The sequence below is a fragment of the Streptomyces sp. NPDC045701 genome (assembly GCF_056432045.1).
This window is the reverse complement of sequence record NZ_JBWKJV010000094.1, coordinates 1-8,966: the sequence shown is the minus strand read 5'-3', so window position 1 is coordinate 8,966 and position 8,966 is coordinate 1. Positions and strand designations below refer to the sequence as shown.

Here is an 8,966-nt window from a genome sequence, read left to right as displayed (position 1 = left end):
GTGAGAGACCTGTCCTACCAGGGGCTTCACGTCTGCCCGCAGCCGGCTTCACGTCCAAGCAGCCGCGAGATCATTTCGCTGAGAAAACCTCAGTCAGGCCCTCACTGATTCACGAGATGCCGACAACCATAGACGCCAGACAGCCGCCCTTCAGCTCCTCCCTTCGATTGCATTCGGCAGCCGTACTTCGACTCGAGCACCGCCCATGCTGGAGCGCCCGAGAAGAAGAGCTCCGCCTGCAGCCTCGGCAGTACGGCGGACTATATCGAGTCCAAGCCCCGTGGAACCACGGCCGCTGCGGCCCCGCTCAGCAGCCTTCTGGTCGCGAAACCCCGGGCCGTTATCCTCAACCACCACAGCGATCGAGGTGTCAGAAACAGGGGTGACAGTGATGGACAAGTCCGTGCCAGGAGGTGTGTGAGTTAGAACATTGTCAATCAGGGCATCGACGACAATGACGAGGTCCTTACTGTGTATCCGAACGAGACACTTAGTCTGCGGCCGATGGACCATACAACGCCGGACCTCGTCCTCGGCAAGAGGCCACCAGAATGAGACACGCTCTGCTACAATCTCACCGGCATCAGCGCTCGGCCGTCCGCAACGCTGACGGGGATCCCGAGCCTGGCCGATGATGGTGTCGAGCTCCTGTTGAAGCTGTGTCACGAAGGGCGACAGCCGCTCCGAAGCCGAGACATCCCCTAGCGCCTCAATCTGCAGCATCAACGCGGTGAGAGGCGACCTCAGGCGGTGGGAGAGGTCGGCGTATGCTTCCCGCTCACTGTTAAGCAGATTCTGCATCTGTTCCATCAGCTTATTAAATGCCAGACCTAGACGGCGGAGTTTGGCGGGTCCACGGGGATCTACCCGAGGGGTCAGATCGCCAGAGCAAACCTGGTTAGCCGCCTTCACGAGATCGTCGATAGGCCCGGCAGCTGACTGGCTTAGTAGGCCGGAGGCGAGGGCTGCGGCAGCTAGCAGGAGAGCCATAGCAGCGCTAGTTATTTGCGCTAGGAGCACAAGGAAGCGCCTCTGCCCGCTCGTTGAGATGATTACGGCCACCCACGCTGGGTGGCCATCCGCTGATGTTGTCGCCGTCACAGCCACCCGGCGTGCTCCGCACCAGGACAGTTTCGTTTCGTCCACTCCGACGGATACACCGAGAGAGCGTACGCAAGTATCCGGACTGCCATGCAGGTCTGCGCCAGCTAAAGAGACCACGGTATGCACCCCCGTGGGCAGCCCTCCCCCCTCCACCCCGTCGAGGAGTTTCTCCCGAGAGGTAGTCGCGGGATAGGAATGTATCGCATCCGCCACCAAACGGACGTTGGCGTCTGCAAGGATGTCGACCTCGGAGATATAGTTGCTGCGCTGCCAGATTGAGAAAATTATAGAAAATAGCAGCAGGCACCCGAAGCTCAATGCGCTAGTGAATAGCGCGACGCGGCGCCTCACCGCGCTGGCGGCGCCATCACCTTCACCCCCACTCCGCGAACTGTGTGGAGGTAGCGGGGCTGCGCTGCGGATTCTCCCAGCCGCCTCCGCAGCCATGACAGATGTACCCCAAGCGTTGTCTCCGCACAGCCCACATCACTGTCCCAGATTTCAGCGCAAAGTTCCTGTTTCCCTATCACGCGGCCAGCATTTGCAACAAGATAAGCAAGGAGCCGAAATTCCTTCGGTCTCAGATACAGCGGCTGACCATCCAGGTGGGCGGAATGGCCTCTGAGATCGACTACGAGGCCACCGACGTGTATCTCGTCCTGCTCCGGTAGCTGTCGGCACCGACGGGTGACGGCCATCATGCGGGCATGCAACATCGCAGCAGTGAACGGTTTGGTGAGGTAGTCGTCGGCGCCCAATTCCAAGCCTCTGATGACTTGGGCCTCGGCATTGCGCCCCGAAGCTACAAGAACGGGGGTGGACGATACCAAGCGAATCATCTTAAGCACATCAAAGCCATCGAGATCGGGGAGGCCGAGGTCGAGAACAACACAATCGGGGTCCTGTGTCATGGCCAGACCCAGACCGCTGGAGCCGCAAGCACTGGGGAGCACTTCGTGATGAAGCCGCCGCAACCCCACCGTCAACTGGTCACGAACTTCCTTATCGTCTTCGATCAGCACTATCCGCACGGATTGTACACTCCCAACCTCTGCCAGCCGCGGAGCGCAGGCCGGACAGCACAGCCAGCGTGGCATACGCTCCTTAAAGAAAATGTAAACCGCCCCGGGGTCTGTCGGGCCACCTGGCACCACTTATCGACTGAACACGGGACTGCGTCTCGAAAGCTGGGCGCAGGCGAAAATGCCCCGGCGTTCATCACCCGGACATGCGCTGGGACCACCCCCCAGACACCCCGGGGGCGTCTGCCGTTCGCGACTCTAGAGTACAAAGACATCCTAATGATAATCCGTGTGTGATGAACCAGGAGGCCTTTTCATCGGGAAATCTAGGGTGCCGGAGGTAACTCTTGGCCGGGTCCGTTGGCTGATAGGTGGCAGGCCATCGGCACCCCGGGCTAGGAGCCGCTGGCTTTCGCCACTCGCTTACCGGTCTCATCCCAGCCTCGCTGCTGCGGCGACTTGCCACCCCAAACGCCGAAGCGCTCAGGGACGGATGCAGCATGCGTGGCGCACTGGAGTACCACAGGGCATGTTCTGCATATTTTTCGTGCCTGCTCAAGTGACTGGCTGTCATAATCGTAGAAGAGGTTGTCGGGAGAGCTTGAGCAAGCTGCGAAGCGCACCCAATTCGAGTCTACGACCGCATTTTCTGGTATGCGCGGGAAGGTGCGACGGTGCTTCTGCGGTAGCAGCCTGGGGTCGCGGTAAACTTTGTCCTCTTTATTCATCTTTCCACTGCTTTTCGGGGCCATAAAGAATGCGGAGCAGGTACAGAATTTCCCCCCTCTTAAAGCCTGAACTCTGCACTGCTGCGGGCACTAGGGGTAAGTACCTTCGCTTGGGCAAGTTCAGCTGTAAGAGGTCCTATAAACGCGGCTTGCGCGGCTTCCTGAATTGAACTATCGTAAAGATCATGCCCGCCCGATCGGGTCGGCACCATACACAGTCAACAGGTGTAAGCCGGAGAAGCCGTCGGCCAGAGAAACCGTGGCGCCGCCTCCCAATGTATCTCAGAAAAGGCGCGTTGCTCCAAATCTATTTGTTTGATCCGAGCGTTTCGCTGCAATGCCCGCAGACGGTCAGGCACCTCACCGGCGGCCCGCCCTTTGTTGATTGTTGCATTCATTCGGGGATCCTTTTGAATCGCTAGGCATTAATTCATGGCCGCAAGGGCCTAGTGTTCATGATTCCGCATCCCGCCTTTGTCCTTTGTCGACCGATCAGGTGCACTTTGAGCCGACGCGGCTGTCAACGGGCGGGGTCCTGCCCTTCAGCCCTCGACGCGTACGCTCGGGCGGCACCTGACCGGTGTCGATCTCGTACTGCCTCAGCAGCGCCGCACTGACTTGCTGGAGACGACGAGGGAATGGGTGAACCGTTCTGACTTCTCTGCCGTTCCTTCCGTTGTTGACGGGTTGGTCCCGGTCACTCGTAGGAGCGGGGGGCCCAGGGGTGGTGGGTGTGGCTGTGCTGCTCCTGCCCTCGGTGACTACAACGGACTGGCCGCCCGCCGCCCCGCGATGACTCGGGCACTGATGGGGATGCGCGAAAAGATCGCCGTGTAAGGACACGCTGCCGAGGTTGTCTGCTGGCCGTATGCCGGACCTGAACCTGTTGTGCACGGTCTGCCAGGCGCCGGACCGGTCCGGGATCTCCCGCCACTGTGCTCTGGAGCGGAACTTCCAGATCACGCTCCTGCGGCCGCAGCCGCTCGGGGCACGGGCCGTACTCGCCGATCGGCAGGTATGGCTCGACCAATCCCCCACTTCGTCCGTCAGTTGCGCACGCGTCATGCCTACCGGACTGCCAAATCCACCCTCGCAGCGAGGGCAGACCCAGCAAACCGATCACAACCTAATACAGTCCCTAATCAGCAATCTCACCAGCTACCTCCGCCCCAGCGTCCTCGTGGTCGGCGAAGTGAGCTACCAACCGCTGGGACGAGCCGGGGCGAACCTGATCTTCCAGGTCATCTCCAAGCCTTACGAGAAAGGCTCCATCAGCCTGACCTCGAACAAGACCTTCGGCGAGTGGGGCCAGGTCTTTGGCGACGATGTCCTGGCCACCGCGATTCCCGACCGTCTTCTGCACCACTGCGAGGTCGTCCCCGTCAACCGCAACAGCTACCGGCTCAAGAACCGCCTCCAGGCCATCGAGCGGGACACCGACGTGGCCGAGCAGTGGTGCACACAACTTCGTACGCGGTGGTGCACTCAGACGAGTACGCGGACAGGCCGAGGGGATGGCGATCCGGGCGATCGCCCGGCAACTGGGGATTTCGAGGAACACGGTCAACGCGCTCTGGCCACCGGCCGGGTTCCGAAGTACGAACGTGCGGCAAGGGGCTCGGCGGCCGAAGCGGTCGAGAGCGATCAGGGAGCTTCTGCGTCAGACACCGACGATGCCCGCGACGGTGACCGCGGAGCGGATCGGCTGGGATCGGGGAAGGACCGTTCTCAAAGACCGGGTGCGTGAGCTGCGGCCCGGCGTAGGTCCCCGGTCGACCCGGTTTCGAGGACGGTCTACCGGCCCGGCGAGCTGGCTCAGTGCGGCCTGTGGTTCCCAGAGACGGACATCCCGCTCGGCTATGGCCGGGCGGATGCCGGTGCTGGTGATGGTCTCGGGCTATTCGCGGGTGATCACCGCGTGGGATGCTGCCCTCGGGGCGGACCGGGGACCTGACCGACGGGCACTGGCGGCTGTTGACCGGGTGGGGTGCGGTCCCGAAGATGCTCGTATGGGGCAACGAGGCCGGAGCCGGCCGCGGCACCCTGGCCAGTGAGTTCGCCGCGTCCGCAGGCCTGCTCGCCACGAAGATTTATTTGTGCCGGCCCCGGGAACCAGAAGCGAAATGGCTGGTCGAGCGGGCGAACGGCTATCTGGAGACCTCGTTCCTGCAAGGCCGCCCCTTCAGCGGTCCGGACGACTTCAGCACCCAGTTGACGGCCTGGCTCAAGGTCGCCAACCGCAGGACCCACCGCACCCTCGGTGCCCGTCCGACGGACCGGCGGGAGGCGGACCGGGCTCAGATGCTGGCTCCCTGGCCTCGGACCCGTCGGCCGGTGGCGGTTTCAGACCCGCCTGGGCCGCGACCACTACGTCCGCGTCGATACCTGCGACTACTCGGTCGACCCGGCCGCGATCGGCCATCACGTCACCGTCCTGTGCGACAACGAGAAGGTGATCGTCCTCGCGGCCGACGGGGAGATCGTCGCCGAACACGCGCGCTGCTGGGCCCGCCACCAGACCAATACCGACCCCACCGCGCCGGGACCGGCCGGATCATGCGGCAAGAGCACCATCGCCAGCGGCCCGCCGCCGGTCACATCCGGTCCGTCGGGAACGACCCGCTGGTCGAGGTCGGGCAACGCGGGCCCGGCTCCTGCGACCGGTTGTTCACCGTGATCGACGGCGGCAGGGAGGTGGGCTGATATGCCCCGCACCACCGTCGGGAACACCACCGGCGCCGAGACTGAAGCGAGTCGGCAAACCGGACAGCAAACTGCCTCCGACGTGGCCTTCCTCGCCCGGGGGACGAAGGCTCCCGCCCTCCTGGACGCCGCTGGGCGCTTGGAGGAACGGGCCAGGAAGGAATCGTGGACCCCCGCCGGGTACCTTGTCGCCGTACTTCAGCGGGAGGTTTCCGCCCGGGAATCCCACGGCGGCGAGGCGCGAGTCCGCGCCGCCCTTCCCCGCGGTAAAGACTCTCGAGGAACTTGACGCGCCAGAAAGTCGCGCATCTGGGCACGCTGGACTTCATCGCGGGCAAGGAGAACGTCATCTTCCCCGGCCCGCCCGGCACCGGGAAGACCCACCTGGCCACCGGATTGGCGGTCCGCGCCTGCCAGGCCGGCCACCGCGTCGCGTTCGCCACCGCCGCTGAATGGGTCGACCGCCTGGCCGCAGCGCACCACACCGGCGGCCTCGTCGGCGACTCACCAGGCCTGGACGCTATCCGCTGATCGTGGTAGACGAAGTGGGAAACATCTCCTTCGAGGCCGAAGCTGCGAACCTGCTTCGAACTCGTCTCGAACAGATACGAACGAGCGTCCGTGATCGTCACCAGCAACAAGCCCCTTCGGACGGTGAGGAGAGGTCTTCGGTGACGAGACCGTGGCCGCCGCCATGATCGAACGCCTCGTCCACCACGCCGAGGTCCACTCCGTCAAAGGCGACTCCTACCGAATGAAAGGACGAGAACTCGGACGCGTTCCAACTGCCAGCGAGAACGACTGAACCGACACTAGCGGGTCACTTTTCACGCGGCCAAACTGGTCCATTTTCCAACCGACGCCGACACCTCGCGGTCAAGCGGTCGCCGTAAGGTGTCGGCCTTCACCACCAATGGGGGCGGGCAGCGTGTGCTGGCTCCGGAAGGGCTCTATGGCCGGCGCAAGATTGTCGGAGCCGTCGACCGGGCCATGCGCTCGCCTGGACTGGCCGCACGGGCCCCGGACCTGCTGCATTGTGACTTCACAGCTCCGGCTCCCGACCAGAAGTGGATAACCGACTTCACCTCCGTCCGGACCTGCCAGTCGTTCACCTGCGTGGCGTTCATCGCGGACTGCTTCTCCCAGAGAACCGTCAGCTGGCACGCCTCCGTCTGGAAGGACGTGGAGCTGGTCGGCGTGCCGCTGCGGATGTATTGCGGCGCCGCGGTCACGAAGGAAGCCCCGTCCGCGAAGCCAGTTGATCCATCACAGCGATGCCGGGCCGCAATACGATCGCGCGGTCAGCGAGCACCTGCATATCGCACCGCAGCGGACGAAACCGAGGGACTGCTACGTCGGCGTCGACAGCGCCACTACTCGGTCGATCCGCCTGGCCGGAGCCTCGTCACTGAACATCACCGGGCACTTGATCGCGGACCTGGGCGGGGTGATGGGGTCGCCTACCTGAGAACAGGACGCGGCCGCGGTCTGGAAAAGACCGTCGAGCCACCGGCGGCAGCTGGGGCTCCCGGGACGACGCCCACGGGATAAAGCTAGCTAATTTCGCACAACGACCACGGCCGTACCGTACGCACAGACCTCCGTGCCGATATCGCCCGCTTGCGCGACGTCAAAACGAAACGCGAGGACGGCGTTGGCACCCCGCGCTCGCGCGTGCTCTGTAAGACGCTGCATAGCCTGGTTGCGCGTCTCGACGAGAGTCTTACTCATGCCTTTTAGTTCGCCCCCGACCAACGACTTCAGGCCGGCCCCGATCTGGCTACCCACGTGTCGCGATCGGACGGTGAGGCCAAACACCTCACCGATCACCTGCTGCACCCGATAACCGGGCGCGTCATTCGTCGTGACGATGAGGATGTCCGAATCTGGTGACTGCCCGCCCCCGTACTCTTCGATGCCCATAAACCACGTCACCTCCTCTACGATCGTCCTGCCAAGAGGCTGCCAGCGCAACCTGTGCAGCATGATACTTCGGCCTGTTGAGGGCTTCGGCGGGCGTCTTCCATGGACGGTCTTGCGGGGTCTGCTGTTGCGATGCTGCGCAGAGTTGGAGGCAGTCCATGGGCGCCGCCGCCACGAGCGCCAAAAACCGCAGTCCCCGAGAGCTTCAGCGCGGCCCGAACGCGAGACGCTCCCGTGGCGCCGACGCTTCGACGGGGCCCGCACTTGCCGCCTGGCCGTCTTCCGACAGGCACCGATCGCGTCGGAGCAGCACTCAGCTACCAACCATGACGCCTGCATAAAAACAGGGGAACAGGTGTCCAATCCTCGGGGACAGGCCCCAACAGCGGAGCCCTTCCGGTGATTGTTCTGCCGAACCGTTACATTAAATCAAGTGCCTATTGGAGGTGGTCAAGCCTTGTACCTGGAAGCAAGGCCGAACGAAAGTCCAGGGAATCACATACTGCTGTAGTCACAGTGAAGTGGGCTTGCTTGACCCCTGCGTCGAGCAACAGAGTCTGACATCTTGCGCAAGGACGAGCCATGCATGTCTCACCCAGCCGGTTGATGCGCGCAACATACATAATTGCCCCCTGCGGACGCCGTACTCGGCGCAGCACGGCTTCTTCCGCATGAAAAGTGGCGTGCGCATAGTCAACGGTAGGAGCGTTCCGCCTAACGTTCGAGGAAACGGCTAGGACTCGTCGCCCCATCGCCAGCACTGCCCCCACCTGGTACCGGCATGACGAACTCATTGCCTCACGAACGGCTCGCTTCATCAACACCGCTCTGATACCGGACACCCTGCTTGGCTCCTCTTCCCACCGACAGGCTCGACTCTCAGGCCCGCACATCTGTGAGTAACGTATGCTGAACTCTTGGCTTTCTAGGTTACCGGCTGATTCGCTGCCTGGCTTGGTGGGTGCCTCAGCCTAGACGGTCATCTTTTGATGAACCCCGACCAGCCGATAAGCCCGGCCGGACGGTGGACACGTGAGGATGGGAACGTCCTGAGCCGGAATCTCGTCTGGACTTGATCTTTTTGCTCGATCTTTCGTGAGGTCGGGTTCTGTGCATCGACTTGTCCGTACGCGGCCTGTACTGCGAAAGCCCGCCGACTTGCCCGAAGTGACCTTTGCCGAGCAGGTGGCAGGGCTGACCGTGCGGTAGCAGCGCCGCACACCGCAGTCGCAGCGCCTGGTCGAGGCCGGTCGGTGTGATCCTGGCCGACCGGGGCGGCGGCCGATGCTGCGTACCTGAACGTCACGCTCTTGCGGTGCACGGTTCTGTCTCAGCTGATGCGGGTGCCGCTTCCGCATCAGGTACCCGGCGCCGACAGCTAGCCTCCGCGTTTCACTTGCGGTGGCGTCCGGATCTTGATCGGAAACGCGAAAGTGCCTCCTGAGCTGGGATGATGAGGCTTGTCTAGGGCTTCTATCACCACAGC

At 63.0% G+C, this 8,966-nt stretch carries 7 protein-coding genes and 2 pseudogenes; 4 read left to right on the top strand and 5 right to left on the bottom strand.

Annotated features, from left to right (window positions below):
• Nucleotides 1-150: 150 nt before the first annotated feature.
• The 3 genes from AC07DW_RS32350 to AC07DW_RS32340 all read right to left on the bottom strand — a co-directional run bounded on the left by AC07DW_RS32350 (nt 151) and on the right by AC07DW_RS32340 (nt 2,854).
• Complete coding sequence (locus AC07DW_RS32350) at nt 151-990, bottom strand: HAMP domain-containing sensor histidine kinase (protein ID WP_478861216.1); 840 nt, start codon at nt 988-990, stop codon at nt 151-153.
• Nucleotides 991-1,451: 461 nt separating this feature from the next.
• The gene (locus tag AC07DW_RS32345; RefSeq protein WP_478861214.1) at nt 1,452-2,126 is read right to left on the bottom strand and encodes a response regulator transcription factor; all 675 of its coding nucleotides are present in this window, start codon (nt 2,124-2,126) and stop codon (nt 1,452-1,454) included.
• Nucleotides 2,127-2,521: 395 nt separating this feature from the next.
• A complete protein-coding gene (locus AC07DW_RS32340) occupies nt 2,522-2,854 on the bottom strand; it encodes a WhiB family transcriptional regulator (protein WP_478861213.1) in 333 nt (110 codons plus the stop codon).
• A 1,138-nt stretch (nt 2,855-3,992) separates the two neighbouring features.
• Between AC07DW_RS32340 and AC07DW_RS32335 the strand changes: the two are divergent.
• From AC07DW_RS32335 to AC07DW_RS32320, 4 genes and pseudogenes are all read left to right on the top strand, one after another.
• Nucleotides 3,993-4,301: pseudogene (locus AC07DW_RS32335) on the top strand (ATP-binding protein); the annotation flags it as partial.
• Nucleotides 4,302-5,114: 813 nt separating this feature from the next.
• A complete protein-coding gene (locus tag AC07DW_RS32330; RefSeq protein ID WP_478861212.1) occupies nt 5,115-5,531 on the top strand; it encodes a Mu transposase domain-containing protein in 417 nt (138 codons plus the stop codon).
• 311 nt (nt 5,532-5,842) lie between these two features.
• Nucleotides 5,843-6,088 (top strand): ATP-binding protein, encoded by a 246-nt coding sequence (locus AC07DW_RS32325; RefSeq protein WP_478861211.1) that lies wholly within the window; start codon nt 5,843-5,845, stop codon nt 6,086-6,088.
• 142 nt (nt 6,089-6,230) lie between these two features.
• Nucleotides 6,231-6,362: pseudogene (locus AC07DW_RS32320) on the top strand (ATP-binding protein); the annotation flags it as partial.
• Between the two features lie 752 nt (nt 6,363-7,114).
• On the opposite strand, the gene AC07DW_RS32315 reads toward AC07DW_RS32320, so the two are convergent.
• Nucleotides 7,115-7,480, bottom strand: coding sequence for a YbjQ family protein (locus tag AC07DW_RS32315; RefSeq protein ID WP_478861210.1), 366 nt, complete (start codon nt 7,478-7,480; stop codon nt 7,115-7,117).
• A 437-nt stretch (nt 7,481-7,917) separates the two neighbouring features.
• Nucleotides 7,918-8,298: a cytidine/deoxycytidylate deaminase family protein gene (locus AC07DW_RS32310; protein ID WP_478861215.1), complete on the bottom strand. Its 381-nt coding sequence runs from the start codon at nt 8,296-8,298 to the stop codon at nt 7,918-7,920.
• Nucleotides 8,299-8,966 lie beyond the last annotated feature (668 nt).

What these genes read in the sequence shown, in the direction of transcription:
- AC07DW_RS32350 (WP_478861216.1), bottom strand. Translation starts at nt 990, where the DNA reads ATGGCTCTCCTGCTAGCTGCCGCAGCCCTCGCCTCCGGCCTACTAAGC.
- AC07DW_RS32340 (WP_478861213.1), bottom strand. Translation starts at nt 2,854, where the DNA reads ATGAATAAAGAGGACAAAGTTTACCGCGACCCCAGGCTGCTACCGCAG.
- AC07DW_RS32315 (WP_478861210.1), bottom strand. Translation starts at nt 7,480, where the DNA reads ATGGGCATCGAAGAGTACGGGGGCGGGCAGTCACCAGATTCGGACATC.
- AC07DW_RS32310 (WP_478861215.1), bottom strand. Translation starts at nt 8,298, where the DNA reads ATGAAGCGAGCCGTTCGTGAGGCAATGAGTTCGTCATGCCGGTACCAG.